The sequence below is a fragment of the Sinorhizobium sp. GQ132 genome, assembly GCF_059758575.1.
In genome coordinates this window covers 54,855-80,316 of sequence record NZ_JCAXDX010000005.1, presented here as the reverse complement: position 1 = coordinate 80,316, position 25,462 = coordinate 54,855, and the positions used below count along the sequence as shown (strand labels likewise).

Sequence of the window (25,462 nt, the reverse complement as noted above, 5' to 3'; positions counted from 1 at the left end):
TCGTTCATGCGCCGCCCGCGCGTTGCTCCGCGCGCCCTCCGACAGCTTCGACGAGACGGAATATTGCAGCGAACTCGAAACCGCGTAAAGCGCTGGAGCGGAATAAGGGCAGCCACCCCGCGGCATCGGCGCCCTGCGGATCACGTTGATCTTGGGCGGGTCGACCTAAGATCATGAACGTGATCGATTCCAACAGGTAGAGCGGGACGCGGGGGGAAAACCGCGCACACTTTTCCTCATTCCCGCTCTAATGCCCGCCGCCTCCTGGGCCGGCGCCTTGTGGCTTGGCGATCATCAGTACGCCGGCGATCATCGACAGGAACAGGACGGTGAGCAATACGAACACGTCGATGAAGGACATGATCGCCGCCTGCTGCTGGACCATCGCCGCCAGCTGCTTGACCGCAGCCGTGGTTCCGTCGAGGCCATGCGCAGTGAAGGTCGTGGCGATGTTGCGCATCCGTTCGACGGCCTCCGGATTGCCCCATTCCACGTGCTCGGCGAGCCGGGCGTAGTGGAAATCCTGGCGTTGCGTGAGGATCGTGTTGATGACCGCCAGCCCGACCGCGCCACCGAGGTTACGCGTCAGGTTGTAGAGTCCCGACGCATTGCGGATGCGCGCCGGCGGCAGGGTGCCGAGCGCGATATTGTTGATCGGCACCATGCAGAGCATCAGCGAGCAGCCGCGCAGGATCTGCGGAACGAGCAGCTCCCAGAAATCCCAGTCGGCGGTCATCTGGCTCATCAGCCAGGTGCCCGCGGCAAAGCCGGCAAAGCCGATGGTCATCATTGCCCGCGGATCCATTCGCCCGGCGAGGAAACCCGCAACCGGCGCGGTCAGGAACATGGCTAGACCCGAGACGAACATGGTTTCGCCGATCATCAGGGAGTCGTAGCCGCGGATACGTCCGAGATAGAGCGGATAGAGATAGGTGAGCCCGTAAAGGCCGATCCCCATGACGAAGGAGAAGAGCGAGCCGAAGGTAAAGTTGCGGTTGGCGAAGGCCTTGAGATCGACGACCGGGAAATCGACCTTGAACGCCCGATAAAAGAAGACGGCGGCGGCGACCGTGGCGGCGACGGCACCCATGACGATGTGCTCGTCGTTGAACCAGTCATTGGCATTGCCTTCCTCCAGCACGTATTCGAGCGAGCCGAGAAAAACCGCCATGGAGAGAAGTCCCCACCAGTCGAACTTCTTGATCAATCCGAGTTCCGGCTTGTCGAAATCGATGAAGATCCAGGTGACCGTCGCGACGATGATGCCGGGAATGACGTTGACGAGGAACAGCCAGTGCCAGGAAAAGGCATGGCTCAGATAGCCGCCGACCGTGGGGCCGATGGTCGGCGCAAGCGTCGCGATGAGCCCGATGATGGGCGAGACGACGTTGCGCTTCGACGGCGGGAAGATGGTGAAGGCTGCGGCAAAGACCGACGGGATCATGCCGCCGCCGATAAATCCCTGAATCGCCCGGTAAACGATCATCTGTTCGATGTTGGTGGCCGTGGCGGCAAGAGCGCTGGCGGCCGTGAAGCCGGCCGCAGCCACGGAGAAGAGCACCCGCGTCGAGACGATGCGGGCAAGCGTGCCCGAGAGCGGGATCATGATGACTTCCGCGATCAGATAGGCGGTCTGCACCCAGCCGATCTCGTCAGATCCGGCCGACAGGCCCGCCTGGATCTCGGCGAGCGAGGCGGAGACGATCTGGATGTCGAGGATCGCCATGAACATTCCGACGACCATCGCGAAAAAGGCGATGAGCCGCCGCGGGTCCATATGCTCCTCGGCCTTGGGTAGGCTCGGCGCAGCCGCGCCCGCTGTTGCTGTTGCGGCCATTTCCGCCACTCCTTGGGCCTTGAGCCCTTTACTTCGCGGCCGCGACCTTCGACTGTTCCGGTGCGGTGCGGGTATCGACGTCGACCACGACGCTCAGCCCCGCGCGCAGGTGCCCTTCCGCCAGCACGTCGGTCGGCAGCGTGATGCGCACCGGAACGCGCTGGATGACCTTGGTGAAGTTGCCGGTCGCGTTTTCCGCCGGCAGCAGCGAAAAGACGGAGCCGGACGCCGGCGAGATCGATGCGACGGTGCCTTCGATCGGATGATCCTCATAGGCGTCGACATGGATCTGGACCTTGGAACCCGGCACCAGATGCGCGATCTGCGTTTCCTTGAAGTTGGCGTCTATGTAGAGCTCATCCGTCGGAACGAGCGCCGCCAGCCGCTGGCCCGCCGAAACGAGATCGCCGACCTGAACCGCCACATTGCCTATCACGCCGTCATAGGGAGCCTTCAGCACCGTGAAGGCCAGGTCCCTGTTTGCCTTGTCGCGGGTAAGCTCCAGAGAGCGGATCGTGCTTTCCGCTTCCATCCGCTGAGCTTGGAGCACGGTGATGTTGGACTTGGCCGCAGCAATGTTCGCCTCCGCGCCGGCGAGGTTCGCGCGAGCCTGATCGAGTGCGACCTGTGCGCTGTCGAGGGAAGCGTCGGTGCCGAAGGACTTCGACTGCAGCTCGCTGGCGCGTTTCTGGGCCAGTTCCGCGCCACGTACCGTCGCCTCGAGCGCCTTCTTCTGCGCTTCGGTTTGAGTAAGGCTCGCCTTGGCGCCGGCGATCTGCGCATCGAAGCGGTCGAGCGCAAGCTTCTGCGTGGCGATCTGCGCCTCTGCCTGTTCGGCCGCGATACGATAATCGCCGTCGTCGAGCGTCACGAGGGGATCTCCGGCCTTTACATGCTGGTTGGCGACGACGTCGACCTTGGCGACATAGCCGGACACCTTGGGCGAGATGGTCGCGATGTCCCCTTCTATGTAAGCGTCGTCGGTCGAGACCAGGAAACGGCCGTTGGTCCACCAGTCATAGCCGTACCAGCCGGCGGCACCGAGGAGCACGAGACCCAGCACCGGAAGGATTTTGCGCCGCTTCTTCGGGGGCGCAGCGCTTTCGGTCCCGGTTTGCTCTGCGGCTGCAGCGTCGGTTCCGGGCCCCTTGGCCTCGGCCTTCTGGGTATCCATTTCGAAATCGTCGCCTACGGGACGAACACGGGCAGCACTGGAAGAGCTGGAAGCGGACATGGGCCACCGATCTGATTTGGAATTGAACTGAACCGTTCGGTTCGATGACGCTTGACATAATGCCTTTCGCACCGCATATCAAGAGCAAATCGAACCGGCCGGTTCGATTTGCAATGTGAAGATGATTTGGAAGGTGAAGATAAAGTGTGCGCGTTCTCTCCGCGCCCGCTATTCTCATTGGAATCGATCTGAACGCGTTCCCGTGACGCAGCTAGATCAAAGGAGTGGATACGTCCGGCAGCCATGACGTCAGCGAAAAGCGCAGAGCAGGAAAAATCCCTGCAGGACCAGCACGAACACCCGTCCACCGGCGGGCGGCACGCCGCCGGCGAGGATCCGGTCAAACGCGAGCGAATTCTCGACGGCGCCAAACGCGTTTTCATGCGGAGCAGTTTCGACGCCGCCAGCATGAACGACATCACGCGCGAGGCCGGCGTTTCCAAGGGCACGCTCTACGTCTATTTCGATAACAAGGAAGACCTGTTCACGGCGCTCATCGCGCGCGAGCGGAACATTATCGTCAACAGCGTCAAGCAATCGTTGAACGGCAATGAACCGATCGAGGAGGCGCTTCACGCTTTCGGCGTGAAGCTGGTGACGAGCATAACGTCGGATTACACGATCCGCGCGATGCGCACGGTACTCGGCGTGATCGACCGGATGCCCCGGCTGGCGCAGCGCTTCTTCACTGCGACGCCGGAGAACGGATACACCGTGCTCAAGGCCTATCTCGACCAGCAGGTGTCGGCAGGCACGCTCTCGATCGAAGACACGGAAATAGCCGCAAAGCAGTTCATCGATCTCGCCATGGCCGGCATGTTCAAGGGACGGCTTTTCGGCATGTGCGATGCGGTCTCGGCCGAAAGCATCGAAAAGAACGTCAGATCCGCCATCCGCGTTTTCCTCGCCGCCTACGGAAAGACGACGGGCACGAAGTAAACGCCCGGCGCCTTGCCGGCGAAACATGCCGCACCATCTTCTTGCAATCCAGCAATCGCGATCAAACGCGCTCGCCTGAAAGGCCGTAAGACCTTGCGTGTCCACAAAGGGAGTGACGATGAGTGCCATCGGAAGGGCGATCTGGTTCATTGAAAGCCATTTCGCCGAGGATATATCACTGGATGACATCGCCGCGGCCGCCGGCCTTTCGCGCTATCATCTTTCGCGCGTATTCGGCCTTTCGGCCGGTCGCTCGATCAGTGCCTATATCCGCGGCCGACGCCTGAGCGGCGCCGCGCTTGCCCTCGCAAACGGCACATCCGGCATTCTCGAAGTGGCCCTCGAGGCGGGCTACGGCTCGCACGAGGCTTTCACCCGTGCCTTTCGCGAGCAGTTCGGGGTGACGCCCGAGTCCATCCGCAAGCAGGGGCACGTCCGCAATGTCGAGCTTTTGGAGCCGATCAGAATGGACGACGCACGCACTTTGAAGATCGAGCCGCCGCGCTTCGAGGAAAGCCCGGGGCTTCTTCTCGCCGGTCTCGCAGAGACCTATGACTACAACCGCACCGAAGGCATCCCTTCCCTCTGGCAGCGTTTCAACGCCTATTTCGGCAGCATTCCCGGTCAGCACGGCAATGTCGCCTATGGCGTCTGCACCCAGTCGGACGGCGAGGCGGGCCGCTTCCGCTACATGGCTGCGGCGGAGATACGGGAAGCCGAGGCCCTGCCCACCGGCTTTTCGACACTCAAGCTGCCCCGGCAGCGTTACGCGATCTTCATCCATCGCGGGCACATTTCCGGGATCGCCAACACGGCCCATCACATCTTCACGACCTGGCTTCCGCAGTCCGGCCACCGACACGGTGAATTGCCCGACCTGATGGAACGCTACGACGAGCGCTTCGATCCGCATTCCGGCATGGGTGCGGTGGAGATCTGGGTGCCGCTGAAGGGCTGATTTCCGGTGCACGGACAGCTGCAGCCGGCTTTCCTTCGACAATTCCACCTTTTCGATCACCTGGAGCCGACAACGTCGCCGCGAAACGCGCGGCGGCGCTTGCGACTTTCGCAAGTATCCCTAAATACTGCGCCATCTGTCGTGTCTCGAAAAGGAAACGTTGCCGATGCAGGAAATCCTCACGCTTGCTCAAAGCCCGGAGGCTTGGATCGCCCTCATCACACTCATCGTAATGGAGGTGGTCCTCGGCATCGACAATCTCATTTTCATCTCGATCCTCACCAACAAGCTGCCGCCGGAAAACCGCGTCAGCGCCCGGCGCATCGGCATCGGCCTTGCACTCGTCATGCGGCTGGCGCTGCTCGGCACCATCGCCTGGATCGTTCAACTGACGCAGCCGGTCTTCGAGGCCTTCGGCCACGGCTTTTCCTGGAAGGACATGATCCTGATCGCCGGCGGGCTCTTCCTCGTGTGGAAGGCGACCAAGGAAATCCACCACAGTGTCGATCCGAGAGATCACGAGGAGGATTTCATCGCCAGCTCCGCGATCAACAGCTTCGCGGCCGCCATCGGCCAGATCCTGCTTCTCGACCTCGTCTTCTCGGTCGACAGCATCATCACTGCCGTCGGCATGACCCCGCATCTGCCGATCATGGTCGTCGCCGTCGTCGTCGCCGTGACCGTCATGCTGGTTGCAGCGAACCCGCTTGCGAACTTCATCGAGCGAAATCCGACGATCGTCATGCTGGCGCTGGCCTTCCTCCTGATGATCGGCACGACCCTGATCGCCGAAGGCATGGGCTTCCACGTGCCGAAGGGCTACGTCTATGCTGCGATGGCCTTCTCCGCACTGGTCGAGGTTCTCAACATGGTCGCCCGCAACGCGCGCATGAAGCGACAGACCGCAAGGACGAAATAGAAGCACGACACGACAGGGCCCGCATCGCACCAATGCGGGCCTTCGCGGCGATCTTTGTTGTTTGCGTGCGGCGAGACGACGACATTGCCGCCCGCGGCTTTCCGTTGACATACAGGGCTTTCTATGGTCTCACGCCTGCCGACTGGAATTGCCTGGCTAAACCGCTGGTGCGGAACTCTTGCGGGCCTTTCCTTCCCATAAAATGCGCGCCCGCAAGCCGGAGAGCACTCCGGCAAAGGGCCCTGAAAGCACGTCAAGACGGGCAAAGACAATGGCAGATTCTGCAGTCCGGGTGCGTATCGCACCTTCCCCCACCGGCGAGCCGCATGTCGGCACCGCCTATATAGCGCTCTTCAACTATCTCTTCGCCAAGAAGCACGGCGGCAAATTCATCCTGCGCATCGAGGACACGGATGCGACGCGCTCGACGCCGGAATTCGAGAAGAAGGTGCTCGACGCGCTGAAGTGGTGCGGACTGGAATGGTCGGAAGGTCCCGATATCGGCGGCCCCTACGGCCCCTATCGCCAGAGCGATCGCAAGGACATCTACAAGCCTTACGTCGAGAAGATCGTTGCGAACGGCCACGGCTTCCGCTGTTTCTGCACGCCCGAGCGGCTGGAGCAGATGCGCGAGGCGCAGCGTGCCGCCGGCAAGCCGCCCAAATATGACGGCCTCTGCCTCAGCCTCTCGGCCGAGGAAGTGACGTCGCGCGTCGACGCCGGCGAGCCGCATGTCGTGCGCATGAAGATCCCGACCGAGGGCTCCTGCAAGTTCCACGACGGCGTCTATGGCGATGTCGAGATCCCGTGGGAAGCCGTCGACATGCAGGTACTGCTCAAGGCCGACGGCATGCCGACCTATCACATGGCAAACGTCGTGGACGACCATCTGATGAAGATCACCCATGTCGCACGCGGCGAGGAATGGCTCGCCTCCGTGCCGAAGCACATTCTGATCTATCAGTATCTTGGCCTCGAACCGCCTGTCTTCATGCATCTGTCGCTGATGCGCAATGCCGACAAATCGAAACTGTCGAAGCGCAAGAACCCGACCTCCATCTCCTACTACACGGCGCTCGGCTACCTGCCGGAAGCGCTGATGAACTTCCTCGGCCTGTTCTTCATCCAGATCGCCGAAGGCGAAGAACTGCTGACGGTGGAGGAGCTGGCGGAGAAATTCGATCCGGAAAACCTGTCCAAGGCCGGCGCGATCTTCGACATCCAGAAGCTCGACTGGCTGAACGCGCGCTGGATCCGCGAGAAGCTTTCCGACGAGGAATTCGCAGCCCGCGTCCTCGCCTGGGCGATGGACAACGAGCGGCTCAAGGAAGGTCTGAAGCTCTCTCAGACCCGCATTTCGAAGCTCGGCGAACTGCCTGATCTCGCCGCCTTCCTCTTCAAGTCGGATCTCGGCCTGCAGCCCGCCGCCTTTGCCGGGGTGAAGGCCTCGCCCGAGGAGATGCTCGAAATCCTGAACACCGTGCAGCCGGATCTCGAAAAGATTCTGGAATGGAACAAGGAATCGATCGAGACGGAGCTGCGCGCCAGCGCGGAGCGGATGGGCAAGAAGCTGAAAGCCGTGGTGGCGCCGCTCTTCGTCGCCTGCTCGGGCTCGCAGCGCTCGCTGCCGCTGTTCGATTCGATGGAACTGCTCGGCCGTTCGGTCGTGCGCCAGCGGCTGAAGGTCGCCGCGCAGGTCGTCGCCTCCATGGCGGGCAGTGGAAAGTAAGGACGAGACCATGACCGACAAGACACAGGCAGCCGGCCTTTCCTCCGACGCGACGGAAGTGCGCTCCCAGAAGCTCGACCTTCTGCGCCAGCAGATCGGCGATGTTTATCCCGCGCATTTCCACCGTACGCTCACCAATTCGGAACTCGCGGAGAAATATGCCGGGCTGGAGCCCGATACCGAAAGCGGCGAAACGGTAACCGTTGCCGGCCGCGTCTTCTCCTCGCGCAATTCCGGCATGTTCATGGATCTTCATGACGCTTCCGGCAAGATCCAGATCTTTTCGCACAAGGATACGGCACCGGAGGAGGCGCGCGCGCTTCTGCCGATGATCGATCTCGGCGACATCATCGGGGTGACCGGAGAAGTGCGCCGCACCAAGCGCGGCGAACTGACGGTCAACGCCAAAGAAATCACCATGCTCTGCAAGTCGCTCCTGCCGATGCCGGAGAAGTATCACGGGCTTGCCGACATCGAGACGCGCTATCGTAAGCGTTACCTCGACATCATGGTCAACGAGGAATCGAAGCTGCGCTTTCAGCAGCGAAGCCGCATCGTATCGAGCCTGCGCCGATTCCTCGAGGACGAAGGCTTCATGGAAGTCGAGACGCCGATGCTGCAGCCGATCTATGGCGGCGCGACGGCCGAGCCCTTCAAGACGCATCACAACACGCTGAAGCTCGACATGTATCTGCGCATCGCGCCCGAGCTTTACCTGAAGCGCATTCTCGTTTCCGGCCTTACCGACAAGGTCTTCGAGATCAACCGCAACTTCCGCAACGAAGGCGTCTCGACCCGGCACAATCCTGAATTCACCATGATGGAGTGCTACTGGGCTTATGCCGACTACGAGGACGTGATGGGTCTCGTGGAACGCATGTTCGAGACCCTGGCGCTTGCGGTTCACGGCAAGACGGAATTCGAGTTCGGCGACAAGCAGCTCTCCTTCAAGGGGCCGTTCCCGCGCGTCTCCATGCCGGCGGCGGTCAAGGATGCGACCGGAATCGATTTCCTTGCCATCAAGAGCGACGAGGAGGCCCGGCAGGCGGCTCGCGACGCCGGTGTCGAGATTGAGAAGGACGCGACCTGGGGCGAGGTGCTCGCCTTCCTCTTCGAGGAGAAGGTCGAAGCGACCTTGATCCAGCCTGCTCACGTCATCCACTTCCCGAAGGACATCTCGCCCTTCGCCAAGGAGGTGCCGGGCGAGCCGCGGCTCGTCGAGCGCTTCGAGACCTATTGCAACGGATGGGAGATCGGCAACGCATTTTCCGAGCTCAACGACCCGGTCGAGCAGCGCGCCCGCATGGTCGAGCAGATGGAACAGGCGCATGCCCGCGGCGAGAAGGAAAAGACGCTGGACGAGGACTTCCTCGATGCCATGGACCAGGGCATGCCGCCGGCCGGGGGGTTGGGGATCGGTGTCGACCGGCTGATCATGCTGCTCACCAACTCGCCGTCGATCCGCGACATCATCCTCTTCCCGGCCCGCCGTCAGAAGGCCGATTGATACCCTGGAGCAGGCCCTCCCCAACGGGGGGAGGGTTGGGGAGGGGCTCTCCCTTAATGACTCGCCTGTTCCTCGGCCGGCGCAGCGGCCGCGACATCGCCGGCTGCCGACGGATCGTTGCACATGGAGCGGTCGTCCATCTTGGCCATGATGGCGCGGACGTCGTCCAGTTCGAGCGTCACGACCTTGCCGTGGAACCTGCCGGCAGCGTTGGCCGTGGCCTCGTTATAGGAGGCGCGGAAGGGTTCATCCAAACCCGGCACGCTCCGCGGACCGGGGGCGAAGAGCACCTCCGCGCCGATCGCCGAACCGCGCACGCCTGCGCGATCCTCCGGACCTGCCGCATCGAGCACGACCACCTGGTAAAGATCGGCCTCCTCCTTTTTGGCGAGGCCGCCTGCGACGCGCAAGGCGGTCCTGATCCGATCCGGCCCGGTTGCCCGGTCCGTCTTCACATGCATGCGGATCCACCGCTGCCCCTTGTGGTCGAGCTTCAAGGTCCGGAGCGCGGTGCATTCGAGGCCGGAGGCGGAGGGCTCCGCGAAGCGCGTCAGTATCTTGTCGCGACCGACATAGACCGCGGCACCGCCGGATGCGGCGGAGACCCCGAAGGCGGCGGACAGGATGATCACCAGCCGCTTCGAAGGGCGCAATTTGCTGAGAATGGCCTTCAAGGGATGGCTCCGCTGTCGTCGTAAAGGATCGCAAGAAAGGCCCGAAGGCGTCTTCGAAGATAGACGAGCCACCTTTCGGAAAGTTTAAACGGAGGCCTCCGGCAGGCGGCCAGAGATTGACTTTCTTCCGCAGCTTGTCCATTGCGCCATGCACAACGTCGCTGTAGGCGGGAATCCCCCGTAACCAGGAAGAGGCGGTATGCACAAGGTTATTTTCGATACGGATCCGGGCGTCGACGATGCGATGGCCCTCCTCTTTCTGCACCGTCACCCGGCCATAGAGCTGCTCGGCATCACCACGGTCTTCGGCAATGCCTCGATCGAGACGACGACGCGCAATGCGTTGTTCCTCAAAGGGGCATGGAATATTGCCGCACCGGTTGCCAGGGGCATGGGCGAGACGTTCGATGCCGGCCGGCCGCATGTCGAATGGCCGACGGGCATTCACGGCGATGACGGGCTCGGCAATATCGGCGTGCCGGCGCAGATGGACCTGCCGCTCGACCCTCGTCCTGCCCACCGCTTCATCATCGACACCGTGCGCGCCAATCCCGGCGAGGTGACGCTCGTCGCCGTCGGCCGGATGACCAACCTGGCGCGCGCCTTGCGCGACGATCCGGAGATTGCCGCGCTCGTCAAGGCGGTGGTGATCATGGGCGGCGCCTTCGATGTTCCCGGCAACATCACGCCGGCGGCGGAAGCCAATATCCACGGCGACCCGGAAGCGGCCGATGTGGTGATGACGGCGCCATGGCCGGTGACCGTCATCGGTCTCGACGTGACGACGAAGACGGTGATGAGCCGCGCCACGCTCTCCGAGATCGCCGAACGCGGCGGTTCACCGGCGAGGCTTCTTTCCGACATCTCGCAATTCTACATCGACTTCTACGAGCACCATGTGGATGACGGCATGATCGTGCACGACAGCTGCGCCTGCGCCTATGTCGTCGCGCCCCAATTCTTTCAGACCCGTGGCGGCGCCATCCGGGTCCTTTGCGGCGGCATCGCCGACGGCCAGACCGTTCAAAAACCGGATGGGCGACTGTTTCCCCCGAACGCCTGGGACGGCTTCCCAAGCCAGCAGGCCTGTATCGACATCGATGCCGAAGCGGTGCTGAAACTCATCGGCGATACGCTCGCGGGCGGCAACTAACCTCCGGAAAGCGCCCCTCCCCAACCCCTCCCACAGGTGGGAGGGGCTTGACCCGTCGCACTGCCGCTTCCTGACGCCGGCGCTGGGAGGAGTTTTATCCGCGGACGGCCCGCAGCCGCCTTACGGCGAAAATCTTTCGCGGATAGCTGGCAGATGCGCCGCCGCCGGCTATCTTTATCCGTATGAAGCCGGACGCTTTGCTCTTTCCCGCCCCCAAAGGTCTCTACTGCCAATACGGGGATTTCTATATCGACCCGGTGCAACCGGTCGAGAGGGCACTCATTACCCACGGACATTCCGACCATGCGCGCGCCGGACATGGCCATGTGCTCGCGACGCGCGAGACGCTCGACATCATGCGCCTGCGCTATGGTGACGACTTCTGCGGCGCGAGCCAAGACGCGCGCTTCGGCGAGACGATTTCGGTCGGCGGCGTGCGCGTCCGTTTCCACCCGGCCGGCCATGTGCTCGGTTCGGCGCAGATCTCCGTCGAGGCAGACGGGACGCGGATCGTCGTTTCCGGCGATTACAAGCGACGACCCGATCCGACCTGCCCGTCCTTCGAGCCGGTCGCCTGCGACGTTTTCATCACGGAAGCGACCTTCGGCCTGCCGGTCTTCCACCACCCGGACGACAAGGGAGAGATCGCCCGGCTCCTCCAGTCTCTCCGGCAGTTTCCCGAGCGTGCGCATGTGGTCGGCGCCTACGCCCTCGGCAAGGCACAACGTCTCATCGCGCTCATACGCCAGCGGGGCTACGACGAACCTATCCACATCCATGGCGCACTCGCCAGGCTGTGCGAATATTACCAGAGCCAGGGCATCGATCTCGGCGATATCCGTCCGGCAACGCTCGGCCAGGAAAACCGGCAGGACCTCGCCGGCGCTATCGTCCTCGGGCCTCCGGCGGCTTTTGCCGAACGATGGGCGCGCCGTTTCGCCGATCCGCTCGCCATCTTCGCCTCCGGCTGGATGCTCATCCGACAGCGCGCCAAGCAGCGCGGCGTCGAGCTGCCGCTCGTCATCTCCGATCATTGCGACTGGGTCGAGCTCACGGCCACGATCCGCGAAATCGCGCCTGCCGAAGTCTGGGTGACGCATGGCCGTGAGGAGGCGCTGGTCCGCTGGTGCCAGTTACAGGGCATACCCGCCCGGCCATTGCATCTTGTCGGTTACGACGATGAGGGAGAGTGAGCGATGAGAGCATTCGCCGAATTGCTCGACCGGCTCGTGCTGACGCCGCAGCGAAACGGCAAGATCCGGTTGCTCGTCGACTATTTCCGCGGCGCACCCGATCCGAGCCGCGGCTACGCGCTGGCCGCGATCGCGGGCACGCTCTCGCTCAACACGGTAAAGCCGGCCCTCATTCGCGACCTCTTGCTCGAGCGCATGGACGACGTGCTGTTCCACTATTCCTACGACTATGTCGGCGACCTCGCGGAAACGGTCTCCCTCGCCTGGGAGCCGCCGCCGGACGTCGCCCCCGAGGACATTCCGCTCGGCGAGGTTGTCGAGCGGCTGCAGCGGGCCGGCCGCTCCGAGGTTCGCTCGCTCGTCCGCGACCTTCTGGACCGGCTCGACACCTCCGGCCGCTTCGCACTCCTCAAGCTCGCGACAGGAGGCTTGCGGATCGGGGTCTCGGCGCGGCTCGCAAAACAGGCGCTTGCGGAGATGGGCGGCAAGGAGGTGAGCGAGATCGAAACGCTCTGGCACGGATTGGAGCCGCCATACCTGCCGCTTTTCCTCTGGCTCACCGGTGAGGCGGAGATGCCGGTGCTCAAGACACCTGCGGTCTTTCATTCGGTGATGCTCGCGACAGCGGTCGGAGAGGGCGATCTCGAAGGGCTCGACCCGGCCGACTTCGCGGCCGAGTGGAAGTGGGACGGCATCCGCGTCCAGCTCGCCAATGTCGGCGGGACTCGACGCCTCTATTCACGCAGCGGCGACGAGATATCCTCCGCCTTTCCCGAGATCATCGAGGCTGCCGATATCACCGGCGTCATCGATGGCGAGCTTCTGGTCGGCGGAACGATGCGCAGCAACCGCGCCACCGCGACATTCGCCGACCTGCAGCAAAGGCTGAACCGCAAGACCGTCAGTCGCAAGCTGATGGACGAGTTTCCGGCCTTCATCCGTGCCTACGACATTCTCTTTTCAGGCGAGCGCGATATCAGGCCCGAGCCCTTTCACCTCCGCCGCGAGGCGCTGTCGGCGCTGATCGAGGCGGCCTCTCCGCAGCATTTCGATCTCTCGCCGCTCGTCGGCTTTTCAAGCTGGAAGGAGCTTGACGAGCTGCGCTCCAACCCGCCCGATCCGGTGATCGAAGGCGTCATGCTGAAACGGCTGGATTCGCCCTATATGGCCGGACGGGCCAAGGGGCCCTGGTTCAAGTGGAAGCGGGCGCCCTTCAATATCGACGCCGTGCTGATGTATGCCCAGCGCGGCCATGGCAAGCGGTCCAGCTATTACTCCGATTTCACCTTCGGCGTCTGGGCGCAGGGTGAAGACGGGACGAGCCTCGTTCCCGTCGGCAAGGCCTATTTCGGCTTCACCGATGCCGAGCTGGAGGTCCTCGACCGGTTCGTGCGCGACAATACGGTCGAACGCTTCGGCCCCGTGCGCGCGGTGCGCGCCGAACCCGACAGCGGCTTCGTCGTCGAGGTTGCCTTTGAAGGCCTCAACCGCTCCACGCGCCACAAATCCGGGGTGGCCATGCGCTTCCCGCGGATCGCCCGCCTCAGACCCGACAAGCTGCCTCGCGATGCAGACAGGCTCGAAACACTGCAGGCGATGATCGGAACGCAACGCTGAAGCGCTTGGACCACGCGTTACCGAGAGTTATTTCAGAAACCCCGAATGAAGGTTTGTTAAGGAGAGTCTGGAATTATCCGGGCTTGCTGCATGCCGTCCCCGCCCCTTTGTGGGCCACGTCCTGGAATTGCTCTTTTGAAGCCGCATCATGCCATGTCCCGTCTGTCGCGCTTTCTCACCCCCAGCTACCTTCCGGCCCTCATCGCGGCCGTTGTGGTAGTCGCCGCCGGGGTTCTCGCGGACAATCAGAACCGGATCGTTTCGGAAGCGCGGCTGCGCTCCGAGGTTGCCGACGCGCTGAACCCGATACGCTCGAGCCTCGAGAGCAGCGTCAACGGCAATATTCAGCTGGTCCGGGGCCTGATCGCCACGATCGAGACCGAACCCGACATGCAGCAGCAGCGCTTCGCAGAGCTCGCACGCAGCGTCTTCAGCGGCGGCTCGCAGCTTCGCAACATCGCCGCCGCGCCCGAACTGGTGGTCGCGATGGTCTACCCGCTGACGGGTAATGAGAAGGCGATCGGTCTCGATTACCGCGCGAACGACAAACAACGCAGTTCCGTCATGCGCGCAGTGGCATCCGGAGAAATGGTGCTCGCGGGCCCTGTCGACCTCGTGCAAGGCGGTCGCGGGCTGATCGGCCGCTTCCCGGTAACCACCGGTCCGGAAGGTGGCAGGCGCTTCTGGGGCGTTGTATCAGCGGTGATCGATGTCGATCGCCTTTATCGCGACAGTGGGCTTTCATCGCCGGCGCTCGACATCGACATCGCCATTGCCGGCCGCGACGGCACGGGACGCGGCGGCCCGCATTTCTTCGGCGACCCGGCAATCTTCGAAAGCGCCCCTGTCGAGATGAGCGTATCCTTGCCCGGCGGTTCCTGGCGCATGGCCGCGATCCCCAAAGGCGGGTGGCCGACGACACCGCAGAATGCGTGGCAGGTCCGCTTCCTCATCATATTCGGCGGCCTGATGATCGTCGCTCCCATGATCGTCGCCGGCCGTCTCATGGCCGAGCGGCAGGCGAACTTTCGCGCATTGAGGCAGAGCAAGGATCAGCTTCAGGAGCTTTCGCACCGGCTGAGGATCGCTCTCGACACTTCGAAGATCGGCATATGGGAGCTCGACGTCGACAGCGGCACGCTCCTGTGGGACAGCCGCATGAAGGAGCTCTACGGCATCGGATCGTCGATGCGCGAGGTCTACGAGGACTGGCGGAACACGCTTCATCCCGACGATCTCGCCCGTGCCGAGGCGGAATTCGCCGAAACGCTCGCCACGGGCGGCGCATACAACACGGAATTCCGCATCCGCCTTCCGGATGGGGAAGTCCGCCATATCCGCGCGATCGGCTCGACCTATGCCGGAACGAACGGCAACAGGAAGATCGTCGGCGTCAACTGGGACGTGACGGCCGACGTGAAGACACGCGCGACGCTATCGGAGGCCAAACGTCTCGCGGAAGCTCACAGTGCCGAGTTGGAGGCGGCACGCCATCGCATGGAATTCAACGCGCTGCACGATCCATTGACCGGTCTGCCCAATCGCCGCTTCCTGGACCAGATTCTCTTCGACCGCAGCCGGCGGGCCGACGCAAATGCGAAGATCAGCATCTTCCATATCGATCTCGACCGTTTCAAGCAGATCAACGACACGATGGGCCATGCAGCCGGCGACGAAATCCTGAAGCATGCGGCAAGCCTTTTGCGGGACAATGCACGCCAGGACGATTTCGTCGCCCGGATCGGCGGCGACGAGTTCGTCATCATTCGCGCAAGCGGCGGCGGCGACGAAGACGCGGCTCTGGCTTCCCGCGTGATCGAGGCGATGAGCGTTCCGGTGCGCTACGAAGATCAGGAATGCCGCATAGGCGTGAGCATCGGGATTGCCGCTCAAACCGATGCGACGGATGACCTTTCCCAGGTACTGGTCAACGCCGATATCGCCCTCTACGAGGCCAAGCGCCGGGGCCGCAACCGGCAAGAGACCTTTACGGGTGCGCTGAAGACCGCCGTGCTCCAGACGAAACAGACGGCCGACGAGATCCTGCGCGGTCTCGAGCAGAACGAATTCGTCGCATATTTCCAGCCGCAGTTCTGTCCGAGCTCGCTCGACATTATCGGCGTCGAGGCACTCGCACGATGGGATCATCCCACCAAAGGGCTTCTCGGCCCGCACGCCTTTCTCAAGACGGCGGAGGACATCAACGTCGTCGCTGCGATCGATCAGAAGATTCTCGAACAGGCGCTCTTTCAGATCTATCGCTGGGAGGCAAACGGCATCTACGTGCCGAAGGTGTCGGTCAATCTCTCCTATCCGCGCCTGAGAGACGAGGGACTGATCGACCGGCTGGAGGAGCTTTCCATACCCGAGGGGCGGCTTTCCTTCGAACTGCTCGAATCGATTTTCTTCGACGAGAACGATGTGACGGTCATGTCCAACATCCGGCGCATCAAGGAACTCGGCATCGACATCGAGATCGACGACTTCGGTACCGGCTATGCCTCGATCCTGAGCCTGCTGAAGCTGACGCCACGCCGCCTGAAGATAGATCGGCAACTGGTGCTGCCTATTCTCGCCTCTCCGGCGGAGCGCCGGCTCGTGGCATCGATCATCGACATCGGCACATCGCTCGGGATCGAAGTGATCGCCGAAGGTGTCGAAACGCTCGAGCACGCCCGCATCCTCAAGGAAATGGAATGCCATGGTCTGCAGGGCTACGCCTTCGCCCGGCCGATGAACGCCAACGACCTTGCCACTTTCGTCTTTGAGCGGCGGTGGCGCGCCGCTTGACCGGGACCCGGACCCCGCTTTCGGAGGCGGACTGCACAGACGCGGCTTTTTCTTGCTGCTAAGGCTTGGCAGCCGTCCGGAAAATAGTCATAAAAACATATGCCTCCTGCCGCTTATGCGAACGCGCGGACCTCGTCCGCGTGGCCCGTCCGGCGTCAGACTCGGGGGACCGAAGTCCCGACCTCCAATACACTCGGAAGGAGACAAAACGATCGAATACGCGGAGAAATTGCTTTCTGTTTTCATTCTTCTCCCCTTCGCGGGAAGCCTCATTGCAATCTTCTTCCCGTCCGATCAGCGCGGTGCGATTTCCTGGTTTGCAGGTGCGATCGCGCTTGTCTGCTTCCTGGTGACCGCCGGCCTCTACCCCTACGTCGCCTCGGGCGGCGTCCTCCATTACCGGATCGACTGGGTTCCGCAACTCGGGCTGAACTTCACCCTCAGGATGGACGGCTTCGCCTGGCTGTTTTCGGCACTGATCACGGCGATCGGCGTTCTCGTCGTGCTTTATGCCCGCTACTATATGGCCGAGGAGGACCCGGTCCCGCGCTTTTTCGCGCTGTTCCTCGCCTTCATGGGATCGATGCTGGGCGTCGTCCTTTCCGGCAACCTCATTCTGCTCGCCGTCTTCTGGGAGCTGACCAGCATCGTCTCCTTCCTGCTGATCGGCTATTGGCACCATAACGCACACGCCCGCGACGGCGCCCGCATGGCGCTGACGATTACCGGCATGGGCGGCCTCGCCATGTTCGTCGGCCTGATACTCATCGGCAAGATCGTCGGCAGCTATGAACTCGACGCGGTCCTCGCCTCGGGCGACGCGATCCGCAACCATCCGCTCTATGGCACGGTACTTGTCCTCGTCCTGCTCGGGGCGTTGACGAAGAGCGCCCAGTTCCCCTTCCATTTCTGGCTGCCGCACGCGATGGCGGCCCCGACGCCGGTTTCGGCCTATCTGCATTCGGCGACGATGGTAAAGGCCGGCGTCTTCCTGCTCGTGCGGTTCTGGCCGGTGATGGCCGGCACGGAAGCCTGGTTCTGGATCGTGGGCCTTGCGGGCCTCACAACGCTCCTGCTCGGCGCCTATTTCGCGATTTTTCAGCAGGATCTGAAAGGACTCCTCGCCTATTCGACGATCAGTCATCTCGGGCTCATCACCGTTCTCCTGAGCCTCGGCAGTCCGCTGGCGGCGGTCGCCGCGGTCTTCCATATCGTCAACCACGCGACCTTCAAGGCCTCTCTCTTCATGGCGGCCGGAATCATCGACCACGAATGCGGCACCCGCGACATGCGCAGGCTGAGCGGGCTTTTCCACTTCATGCCGATCACCGCGACGCTCGCCATGGTGGCGAGTGCCGCCATGGCCGGCGTGCCGCTGCTCAACGGCTTTCTCTCCAAGGAGATGTTCTTCGCCGAGGCGATCGAGACGCATCTCGTAAACCCGCTCGACACGGCTACGCCCTATGTGGCGACGATCGCGGGCATGTTTGCCGTCACCTATTCGCTCCGCTTCATCCACGGCGTCTTCTTCGGCCGGCTGCCGGCGGACCTCCCGAGAAAGCCGCATGAGCCACCCCGCTGGATGCGGGCGCCGGTCGACTTCCTCGTCCTCGCCTGTCTGGTCGTCGGCATAATTCCCGCCCAGACGATCGGTCCCTTCCTTCACACGGCCGTTCTCTCGGTTCTGCGCGAGGGAACGCCCTATTACAGCCTTTCGGTCTGGCACGGCTGGAACATTCCGCTGATCATGAGCTTCGTCGCGCTTTCGGGCGGCATCGGCCTCTACTTCCTGATGCGCTCCTATCTGGCGACGGCCGTCGAGGGTCCGCCGGTCTTCCGCCTGCTCCAGGGGCAGCGCATTTTCGAGCGCGTGCTGGTAACGCTTTCCTGGAAGTGGGCCCGATGGCTCGAACAGCGGCTCGGCACGCGTCGCCTGCAGCCGCAGATGCGTCTCCTCGTCTTTCTTGCGCTTGCGGCAGGGGCATCGCCGCTTCTTCTCGGCAATTTCGAACTGCCGCCGCTCGTGATCCGCGGCATCGATCCCGCCTTCGCTCTGCTTTGGGCGATCGGCATCGCCTGCGCCATCGGCTCCGCCTATCAGGCGAAATTCCACCGTCTCGCCTCGCTGGTCCTCCTCGGCGGAGCAGGGCTCGTCACCTGCATCACCTTCGTCTGGCTTTCCGCACCCGATCTTGCGGTCACCCAGCTCCTCGTGGAGATCGTCACCACCGTGCTCATTCTGCTCGGATTGCGCTGGCTTCCGAAGCGCATCGAGGAGCCGATAGCGGCGGAGGACATCTCGATCAGGGTCCGCCTGAGGCGCTTGCGCGACCTGCTGCTGGCGATCGGCGCCGGCGGAGGAATGATGCTCATCGCCTACACGGTGATGACGCGGCCCCTCCCCGAAACCATCGCCAGCTATTTTCTCGAGCGCGCCTATCGGGAGGGCGGCGGCACCAATGTCGTCAACGTCATCCTCGTCGATTTCCGCGGCTTCGATACGCTTGGCGAGATCGCCGTGCTCTGCATCGTCGCGCTGACGGTCTTCGCGCTTCTCTTGCGCTTCCGCCCGCAGTCCGACAGCCTGGAGACGCCGGAGCAGCAAAGGGTGCAGAACGCCTTCGACGACGATCATCCCGACCGCGCCGCCGGGGACAGCGTCGCCGAATATCTCTTCATCCCGGCAGTGATCATGCGCTGGATGTTTCCGGTCACAGGAATGCTCGCGGCTTTTCTCTTCCTGCGCGGACATGATCTGCCGGGGGGCGGCTTTGCCGCCGGCATCGCCATGTCGATCGGCTTTATCCTGCAATATATGTCCGGCGGCACCCGCTGGGTCGAGGAACGGCTCCGCATCCATCCGCTTCGCTGGATGAGCATCGGCCTGCTGGTCGCGACGGCCACGGGCGTCGGGTCCTGGTTCTTCGGCTATCCGTTCCTCACCTCCCACGCGCAATATGCAAGCCTGCCGGTCGTCGGCAAGTTTCCGCTCGCAAGCGCGATCCTCTTCGACCTCGGCGTCTTCTCGCTGGTGCTCGGCGCCACCGTTCTCATCCTGATCGCGCTGGCGCACCAGTCGGTCCGTGCACCGCGTGCGCATGCGAAGGCCGCACGCTCGGACAAGGAGGCGGTACGCTAATGGAACTCATTCTTTCGGCCGGGATCGGCACGCTGACCGCATCGGGCGTCTATCTTCTCCTGAGGCCGCGAACATACCAGGTGATCATCGGGCTTTCGCTGCTCTCCTTCGCCGTCAATCTCTTCATCTTCGGCATGGGCCGGTTGCGGGTGAACGCCCCTCCGATCCTCGATCCCGGCGGCGTCGGCGATCTCGCCCGCTATACCGACCCGGTGCCGCAGGCACTGGTGCTGACGGCGATCGTCATCGGCTTCGCCATGACCGCACTTTTCCTCGTGGTGCTGCTCGCCTCCCGCGGCTTCACCGGAACCGACCATGTGGACGGAAGGGAGCAGCGCGGTGACTGATTGGCTCGATCATCTTCTCATCCTGCCGATCCTCCTGCCGCTTGCCGTGGCTGCGGTGTTGATCCCGATCAACGAGCGCGACCGGACATTGAAGGGGGCCATCGGCTTCGCGTCCACGCTCGTCGTCTTCATCCTCTCGATGATCCTCATGCGACTTGCCGCGGCCGGCACCGGCAGCCTGCCCGGATCAGGGGTCTATCAGCTCGGAAACTGGCCCGCCCCCTTCGGGATCGTCCTCGTGCTCGACCGCCTGTCGGCCCTGATGCTGTGCCTGACGAGCGGCCTTGCACTCGCCGCGCAGGCCTATTCCATGGCGCGGTGGCACACGGCGGGGCATCACTTCCATTCGCTTTTCCAGCTTCTCGTAGCCGGTCTCAACGGCGCCTTTCTCACGGGCGACCTCTTCAATCTCTTCGTCTTTTTCGAAATGATGCTGGCCGCCTCTTATGGCCTGCTCCTGCACGGCTCCGGTCCGCTGCGCGTGAAGGCGGGGCTGCATTATATCGCCGTAAACCTCGCCGCCTCGGCGCTGTTCCTGATCGGCGTCAGCCTTATCTACGGCGCCGCCGGCACGCTCAACATGGCCGACCTCGCGACGAAGCTCGCAGCCCTCGAACCCAGAAGCAGAACACTCGTCGAAATGGGCTCGGCCATCCTCGGCGTCGCCTTTCTCGTCAAGGCGGGCATGTGGCCGCTCAGCTTCTGGCTGCCGACGGCCTATGCCGCGGCGACGCCGCCGGTCGCAGGCGTCTTCGCGGTCCTGACCAAAGTCGGCATCTACGTCATCATCCGCCTGCATCTGCTCGTCTTCGGCACCGCGGCGGGCGCATCGTCCGGTTTCGGCCAGGACTGGCTCGTCACCGGGGGAATGCTGACGATCGCCTTCGGCGGCATCGGCGTGCTCGCCTCGCAGGCGATGGGCCGCCTTGCGGGCTACTCCGTTCTCGTATCCTCGGGGACCCTGCTCGCCGCGGTCGGCCTCGGCCACGACGGAATGCTCGCCGGCGCACTCTTCTATCTGGTCAGCTCGACACTGACGATCGGGGCCTTCTTCCTGCTGATCGAGCTCGTCGAACGCGGCCGGGACGCCGGCGCCGATGTTCTGGCCGTGACGATGGAAGCCTATGGCGATTTCGACGAGGACGAGGAGGAGGAGGAGGTCGGCGTCGCCATTCCCGGCACCATGGCCGTTCTCGGCCTCTGCTTCTGCCTCTGTGCCCTGCTGCTGGCCGGCCTGCCGCCTTTCTCCGGCTTCATCGCCAAATTCGCGCTCATCAGCGGCCTCTTCGACATGCCGGCCGCCGAGCTCGCAACGGCAACGTCCGCCGCCGACTGGACCTATGTCACTCTCCTCATCCTGTCCGGGCTCGCTGCCATGATCGCGATGAACCGCATCGGCATCCGAACGTTCTGGGCGTCGATCGAGGGTACGATCCCGCGGGTCGTCGTGATCGAGATCACGCCGGTCGTCGTCCTGCTCGCAGCCTGCATCTTCCTGAGCCTGCAGGCGGGACCCGCGATGCGTTACATGCAGGCGACGGCTGACGATCTGCTCGCGCCCCTCACCCACAGCGATCGCGTGCTTTCGGCGCCGCGGGCCGGGAGCCAGTAGCGATGCGTACCTGGTTCCCCTACCCGCTGCTCTCGATCGCGCTCCTCCTCATGTGGCTGCTTCTGAGCCAGTCCGTGACGCCGGGCTCGATCGTCCTCGGCCTGGTGGTCAGCACGGTTCTCGCATGGGTGACGCTCAACCTGCATCCCGCCCGCTCGCGTCTCCACCGCTGGAGCAGGATCGCCGGATTCATCCTGCGCGTCGTCGGCGACGTCATCCGCTCGAATATCGCCGTCACGCTCATCATCCTGCGCGCAGGCAGGCGTCCGGTGAATGCGGGCTTCATGACGGTCAGCCTCGATCTCGCCGACGAGAACGCCCTGGCGCTGCTCGCCTGCGTCGTCACGGCGACGCCGGGCACCGCATGGCTCGAATATGACCGTCGCCGGAAGATCCTGCTCTTCCACGTGCTCGACATCGAAAACGAGGACCTGTGGCGGGAAACGATCACGCGCTATGCGGCCGATTTGAAGGAGATATTCGAATGATGGAGCTTGCCGTCGTCTGGTCCGTGCTCGTCGCGCAGACCATGCTTGCGCTCGCCATGGCCTTCGCGCTCTACCGCATGGCCAGAGGACCGAGGGCCCAGGACCGCATTCTCGGTCTCGACACGCTCTACATCAATGCGATGCTGATGCTCATCACCTTCGGTATCCGTACGGCGAACACGGTCTATTTCGAAACGGCGCTGATCATCGCAGTGATCGGCTTCGCCTCGTCCATCGCGTTGGCAAAATTCCTCATGCGCGGCGAGGTGATCGAATGAGCCATCTGACCGACCTTCCGCCATGGGCGGCGCTGCTCGTCTGCGGGCTGATGCTTATCGGCGCCGCGACCACCCTGATCGGATCGCTCGGGCTCCTGCGCCTGCCCGATTTCTACGCGCGCCTGCACGCCCCGACGATCGCGACCAGCGGCGGCACCATCCTCCTCTGCCTCGCGTCCATCCTCTGCTTCGCCGTCCTGCAGAGCCGCTGGGTATTCCACGAAGTTCTCATCATCTTCTTCGTGACGGTGACGACGCCCGTGACCCTGATGCTGCTTGGCCAAGCGACCCTCTACCGCGACCGCTTCGAGGAAAGGCAGGGCGTGCCGCGCAAGCAGAAACCCGCACCGGGTGAAGAATAGCTACTCGCCCGCCTGACGAAGCGCCTCCGGCGTCTCATCCAGGTGAAGCGCAAAACCGGACGCAGTCTGATCTCTCAGTCCGGGGCGGAGCTGCATGCTTGGAATGAGATAGTCTCCGCCATTTTGCTGCCTATATGGAATGGGTGAGACGGTCCCGATCGTCCGCATCCTTTCCCGAAGCCCCTCAGCGGCCTCAGTGAATCCGGCTTCGTCGAGGCGATCGGCGCGATAAGCCACGAAGGGAGGAAGCACGTCGTAGCCGGGATAATAGAGGATACCGTGATTGATCGGGAACAGAAGGTCGTCGATCGGTCCGTTCACCCCGCGGGCCGAATAGTGCTCTTCCCAACCCCCGGCGGTGACGATCAGCATCGCGCGTTTGCCTGCCAGGCTGCCTTCGCCATAGCGGTCGCCCCAGCGCTTGTCGCTATGTTCGCCGACGCCATAGGCGAAGCCGTAGGCGAACACCCGATCGACCCAGCCCTTGAGAATGGCCGGCATGGAAAACCACCAGAGCGGGAATTGGAGGATCAGAACGTCGGCCCACAGCAGCTTGTCGATCTCCGCCCTTACATCTTCCGTCAAAGCACCGGTTTCGAAGGCTTTCTTGGACGCCGCGACCGGCACCAGCCGCGCATCCGGCGGCAAAAGGGGGAAATCGGCGTGACCGACTTCGGACTTCCAGCCGTCGGCATAGAGGTCAGAGATCCGCACTTCGTGACCTTGGGTCATGAGCTCCTCGACGGCGACGTCGCGGAGCGCTCCGTTGAGCGAACGCGATTCAGGGTGGGCAAAGACGAGCAGAATTTTCATGGATCATTCTCCTGTTAGTAGGTCGCCTCACTGTAGCCGGAGCATGAGTATTCCACTATATGTTTGGAATGGATATGATTGAGCCATATAATGGATAAATCGGACGTCACCCTCGAACGGATACGCACCTTCGTTCGCGTCTCGGAACGGGGCAGCTTGTCGGCAGTGGCGCGAGAGCTCGGCATCGGCCAATCCACCGTGACGCGGCATCTGCGCGAACTCGAGGAGGCCGTCGGCGCGCCTTTGCTGAGCAGGACCACCCGGCGCGTCACGATGACCGACGAAGGCAGCCGCTACTATGCTCGAAGCGTCGAGATCCTGCGCCTGGTGGAACAGGCCAGCGACGAGGTGCGCGTTACGCGCGGCGCCCACGCCGGCACGATCCGCATCTCCTGCACGGCGGCTTTCGGTGTGCTGCATGTAAGCCGGCTTATCTTCGAATTTCAGGACGCCTATCCGAATATCGGCGTCGATTTGAGCCTTACCGATGAGCGGATCGACCTCGTGCGGGAGGGAATTGATGTGGCGCTCCGCCTGGGGCCTCTTACCGACAGTTCGATGCGGATGAAGGCGCTTGGCCAAAGCCGACGGCTGCTGGTGGCAGCGCCGGCCTACCTGGCGAAGCGAGGAAGACCGGCCACTCCACAGGAGCTCATCGGACACGAAGGCATCCGGATGTCGAATGTGGCAGGCAGCGAAACCCTCGCCCTGCAGGGGCGGGATGGGAGGTACCACGCCGTTCCCTTCGGCGGTCGCTTGAGAGTGGACCATGGCCTCGCCGCACGCGAAGCGCTCGTCTCCGGACGCGGCATCGCGCCTGCGCATCGATGGCTTGTCGGCGATCTTCTGGAGTCGGGAAGGATCGAGGTCGTGCTGCCCGACTATTCGCTTCCTTCCGTGCCGCTCAACGTGCTGGTCGTACCGGAACGCGCCGGCATCTCCCGGGTCCGCCTTCTCATCGACTTCCTCGCAAATGAGATCGGCAAGCTTCCGGGAATGGACCGTTCGCCGAACGGGCAATGATCAGCCGGCGCTTTTCTGCGGCGCCGCGTGTCTTATCAGGAAAGCTCGCTGTAACACTTTGAACGATGCCCGCCCGTTCAATCGCGCCCGCGGAAGCGGCGCTGATAGGCCGGGTCGTAGAGCGAGCTTTCGCGGAAATCCGATGCCTCCAGGCCCGGTCCGACGAAGATCAGCGCGGTGCGTTCGATCGGGTCCGCCGCGACCCTGGCCGCGATATCGCCGAGCGTGCCGCGGACGACGCGTTCGTCCGGCCAGGAGGCCTTGGCCACGATCGCGACCGGGCAGTCGGCGCCGTAAAGCGGCGTCAGCTCCTCGACCACCTGACCGAGCGCGTGAATCGCAAGATGGATCGCAAGCGTCGAACCGGTGGCGCCGAAGGCGGCGAGCGTCTCGCTGTTCGGCATGGGCGAGGCACGACCCGAGACGCGGGTCAGCACCAGACTCTGCGCGACCGCCGGGATCGTCAGCTCGCGGCCGAGCGTCGCGGCAGCGGCAGCGAAGGCGGGGACGCCCGGGGTCAGCGTGTAGGCGATCCCATTCTTCTCCAGCCGGCGGATCTGTTCTGCCACCGCGCTCCAGACGGAGAGATCGCCGGAATGCAGCCGGGCGACATCCTCGCCGGCTTCGGCAGCGCGGACATATTCCGCCTCGATCTCGTCGAGCGACATCGGCGCCGTATCGATAATGCGAGCGCCCGGCGGGCAATATTGCAAGAGCTCGGGCGATACGATCGAACCGGCGTAGAGGCAGACGGGGCAGCGGCCGATCAGGTCCCTGCCCCTGATCGTGATGAGATCTGCCGCGCCCGGGCCTGCGCCGATGAAATGAACCGTCATGATCTGTCCTCTCG

Annotated in this window: 21 protein-coding genes; 16 read left to right on the top strand and 5 right to left on the bottom strand. The window is 63.3% G+C overall.

What is annotated here, in order from left to right:
* Positions 1-247 precede the first annotated feature (247 nt).
* Both AC6CIG_RS14535 and AC6CIG_RS14530 read right to left on the bottom strand, forming a co-directional pair.
* On the bottom strand, positions 248-1,837 hold the full coding sequence (locus AC6CIG_RS14535; RefSeq protein ID WP_100672870.1) for a DHA2 family efflux MFS transporter permease subunit: 1,590 nt from the start codon (positions 1,835-1,837) through the stop codon (positions 248-250).
* Positions 1,838-1,865: 28 nt separating this feature from the next.
* Positions 1,866-3,071 carry an HlyD family secretion protein gene (locus tag AC6CIG_RS14530; protein WP_127709159.1) on the bottom strand — a complete coding sequence of 402 codons (1,206 nt, stop codon included), beginning with the start codon at positions 3,069-3,071 and terminating at the stop codon, positions 1,866-1,868.
* 243 nt (positions 3,072-3,314) lie between these two features.
* Between AC6CIG_RS14530 and AC6CIG_RS14525 the strand changes: the two genes are divergently transcribed.
* The 5 genes from AC6CIG_RS14525 to lysS all read left to right on the top strand — a co-directional run bounded on the left by AC6CIG_RS14525 (position 3,315) and on the right by lysS (position 9,123).
* Positions 3,315-4,010, top strand: coding sequence for a TetR/AcrR family transcriptional regulator (locus AC6CIG_RS14525; RefSeq protein ID WP_018096670.1), 696 nt, complete (start codon positions 3,315-3,317; stop codon positions 4,008-4,010).
* Positions 4,011-4,128: 118 nt separating this feature from the next.
* Entirely contained in the window at positions 4,129-4,968 is an 840-nt protein-coding gene (locus tag AC6CIG_RS14520) for an AraC family transcriptional regulator (protein WP_018096669.1), read from the top strand.
* A 166-nt stretch (positions 4,969-5,134) separates the two neighbouring features.
* The gene (locus AC6CIG_RS14515) at positions 5,135-5,887 is read left to right on the top strand and encodes a TerC family protein (protein WP_018096668.1); all 753 of its coding nucleotides are present in this window, start codon (positions 5,135-5,137) and stop codon (positions 5,885-5,887) included.
* A 271-nt stretch (positions 5,888-6,158) separates the two neighbouring features.
* A complete protein-coding gene (gene gltX, locus AC6CIG_RS14510; protein ID WP_018096667.1) occupies positions 6,159-7,616 on the top strand; it encodes a glutamate--tRNA ligase in 1,458 nt (485 codons plus the stop codon).
* 10 nt (positions 7,617-7,626) lie between these two features.
* On the top strand, positions 7,627-9,123 hold the full coding sequence (gene lysS / locus AC6CIG_RS14505) for a lysine--tRNA ligase (protein WP_100672864.1): 1,497 nt from the start codon (positions 7,627-7,629) through the stop codon (positions 9,121-9,123).
* Positions 9,124-9,176: 53 nt separating this feature from the next.
* Here the strand turns inward: lysS and AC6CIG_RS14500 are convergent, their stop codons facing one another.
* Entirely contained in the window at positions 9,177-9,797 is a 621-nt protein-coding gene (locus tag AC6CIG_RS14500; protein ID WP_127709161.1) for a hypothetical protein, read from the bottom strand.
* Positions 9,798-9,996: 199 nt separating this feature from the next.
* Here AC6CIG_RS14500 and AC6CIG_RS14495 point away from each other — a divergent pair, with 199 nt between their 5' ends.
* From AC6CIG_RS14495 to mnhG, 10 genes are all read left to right on the top strand, one after another.
* Positions 9,997-10,950 (top strand): nucleoside hydrolase, encoded by a 954-nt coding sequence (locus AC6CIG_RS14495; protein WP_127709163.1) that lies wholly within the window; start codon positions 9,997-9,999, stop codon positions 10,948-10,950.
* Positions 10,951-11,132: 182 nt separating this feature from the next.
* A complete protein-coding gene (locus AC6CIG_RS14490; protein WP_127709165.1) occupies positions 11,133-12,143 on the top strand; it encodes a ligase-associated DNA damage response exonuclease in 1,011 nt (336 codons plus the stop codon).
* 3 nt (positions 12,144-12,146) lie between these two features.
* Positions 12,147-13,760: a cisplatin damage response ATP-dependent DNA ligase gene (locus tag AC6CIG_RS14485; RefSeq protein ID WP_018096662.1), complete on the top strand. Its 1,614-nt coding sequence runs from the start codon at positions 12,147-12,149 to the stop codon at positions 13,758-13,760.
* A 153-nt stretch (positions 13,761-13,913) separates the two neighbouring features.
* Positions 13,914-16,550: a bifunctional diguanylate cyclase/phosphodiesterase gene (locus tag AC6CIG_RS14480; protein ID WP_498323024.1), complete on the top strand. Its 2,637-nt coding sequence runs from the start codon at positions 13,914-13,916 to the stop codon at positions 16,548-16,550.
* A 229-nt stretch (positions 16,551-16,779) separates the two neighbouring features.
* A complete protein-coding gene (locus tag AC6CIG_RS14475) occupies positions 16,780-19,689 on the top strand; it encodes a monovalent cation/H+ antiporter subunit A (RefSeq protein WP_164866798.1) in 2,910 nt (969 codons plus the stop codon).
* Positions 19,689-20,036: a Na+/H+ antiporter subunit C gene (locus AC6CIG_RS14470; protein ID WP_003528841.1), complete on the top strand. Its 348-nt coding sequence runs from the start codon at positions 19,689-19,691 to the stop codon at positions 20,034-20,036. The genes AC6CIG_RS14475 and AC6CIG_RS14470 overlap by 1 nt, the downstream gene beginning before the upstream one ends.
* Positions 20,005-21,648: a monovalent cation/H+ antiporter subunit D gene (locus tag AC6CIG_RS14465; RefSeq protein ID WP_164866800.1), complete on the top strand. Its 1,644-nt coding sequence runs from the start codon at positions 20,005-20,007 to the stop codon at positions 21,646-21,648. Before AC6CIG_RS14470 ends, AC6CIG_RS14465 begins: the two co-directional genes overlap by 32 nt.
* 2 nt (positions 21,649-21,650) lie before the next feature.
* The gene (locus AC6CIG_RS14460; RefSeq protein WP_018096658.1) at positions 21,651-22,136 is read left to right on the top strand and encodes a Na+/H+ antiporter subunit E; all 486 of its coding nucleotides are present in this window, start codon (positions 21,651-21,653) and stop codon (positions 22,134-22,136) included.
* Positions 22,133-22,414: a K+/H+ antiporter subunit F gene (locus AC6CIG_RS14455; RefSeq protein WP_003528834.1), complete on the top strand. Its 282-nt coding sequence runs from the start codon at positions 22,133-22,135 to the stop codon at positions 22,412-22,414. Before AC6CIG_RS14460 ends, AC6CIG_RS14455 begins: the two co-directional genes overlap by 4 nt.
* Positions 22,411-22,776 (top strand): monovalent cation/H(+) antiporter subunit G, encoded by a 366-nt coding sequence (mnhG, locus tag AC6CIG_RS14450; protein ID WP_018096657.1) that lies wholly within the window; start codon positions 22,411-22,413, stop codon positions 22,774-22,776. Before AC6CIG_RS14455 ends, mnhG begins: the two co-directional genes overlap by 4 nt.
* Here mnhG and AC6CIG_RS14445 read toward each other — a convergent pair whose 3' ends face one another.
* Positions 22,777-23,589 carry an NAD(P)H-dependent oxidoreductase gene (locus tag AC6CIG_RS14445; protein ID WP_127709171.1) on the bottom strand — a complete coding sequence of 271 codons (813 nt, stop codon included), beginning with the start codon at positions 23,587-23,589 and terminating at the stop codon, positions 22,777-22,779.
* A gap of 90 nt (positions 23,590-23,679) precedes the next feature.
* Here AC6CIG_RS14445 and AC6CIG_RS14440 point away from each other — a divergent pair, with 90 nt between their 5' ends.
* A complete protein-coding gene (locus tag AC6CIG_RS14440; protein ID WP_018096655.1) occupies positions 23,680-24,612 on the top strand; it encodes a LysR family transcriptional regulator in 933 nt (310 codons plus the stop codon).
* Between the two features lie 77 nt (positions 24,613-24,689).
* On the opposite strand, the gene cobM is transcribed toward AC6CIG_RS14440, so the two are convergent.
* On the bottom strand, positions 24,690-25,448 hold the full coding sequence (gene cobM, locus AC6CIG_RS14435; protein WP_127709173.1) for a precorrin-4 C(11)-methyltransferase: 759 nt from the start codon (positions 25,446-25,448) through the stop codon (positions 24,690-24,692).
* Positions 25,449-25,462 lie beyond the last annotated feature (14 nt).